1 protein-coding gene is annotated in these 1186 nt (G+C 51.5%); it reads left to right on the top strand.

Annotated elements, in window-relative coordinates:
* Positions 1-1186 (top strand): hypothetical protein (locus B4Q04_RS22790; RefSeq protein WP_161496104.1); only part of this gene is annotated, 1186 nt, incomplete at both ends.

The following is a 1186-nucleotide window of genomic DNA, read 5'->3' as shown; positions in this document are numbered from 1 at the left end:
ATGTTTATGATGGAAGTACATGGAATGCCGTAGGTGGAAACGCGACACTCGATTTGGACGGCGACCCTAACAACGAGATCCAAGATCTGAGCCTTACGGGAAACATCCTAAAGGTCACGAATAATACGGGTGCCACGGATATCGATTTGTCCGCATACACGAATACGGATACACAGGACCTGTCGATTGACGCTACGGGAAAAACGATTTCCTTGGTAGATGGCGGTTCGGTAACGGTCGATACGGACGATGCCGATGCTGATCCAAATAATGAGATACAAGATCTGAGCCTTACGGGAAATATCCTAAAGGTCACGAATAATACGGGTGCCACTGATATCGATTTGTCCGCATACACGAATACGGATACACAGGACCTGTCGATCGACGCTACGGGAAAAACGATTTCCTTGGTAGATGGCGGTTCGGTAACGGTCGATACGGACGATGCCGATTCGGACCCGAACAACGAGATCCAAGATCTAGAGGATGTAATAGGGGAGGACCCAAGTGCTGGCAACCAGGCCATCACGAACTTGGCCGACCCAACCGCTCCACAGGACGCGGCCACTAAGGCCTATGTGGATGCCTTGGATACGGACGATGCCGATGCCGACCCAAATAACGAGATACAAGATCTAAGCCTTACGGGAAACATCCTAAAGGTCACGAATAATACGGGTGCCACGGATATCGACTTGTCCGCATACACGAATACGGATACACAGGACCTGTCGATTGACGCTACGGGAAAAACGATTTCCTTGGTAGATGGCGGTTCGGTAACGGTCGATACGGACGATGCCGATGCCGACCCAAATAACGAGATACAAGATCTAAGCCTTACGGGAAACATCCTAAAGGTCACGAATAATACGGGTGCCACGGATATCGACTTGTCCGCATACACGAATACGGATACGCAGGACCTGTCGATTGACGCTACGGGAAAAACGATTTCCTTGGTAGATGGCGGTTCGGTAACGGTCGATACGGACGATGCCGATGCGGACCCGAACAACGAGATCCAAGATCTAGAGGATGTAATAGGGGAGGACCCAAGTGCTGGCAACCAGGCCATCACGAACTTGGCCGACCCAACCGCTCCACAGGACGCGGCCACTAAGGCTTATGTCGATGCCTTGGATACGGACGATGCCGATGCCGACCCGAACAATGAGATCCA

Source organism: Zobellia sp. OII3, from assembly GCF_002211465.1.
GTDB classification, from domain to species: Bacteria; Bacteroidota; Bacteroidia; order Flavobacteriales; family Flavobacteriaceae; genus Zobellia; species Zobellia galactanivorans.
Note: the sequence above shows the minus strand (reverse complement) of the source record. Positions and strands in the feature narration are given on the sequence as shown.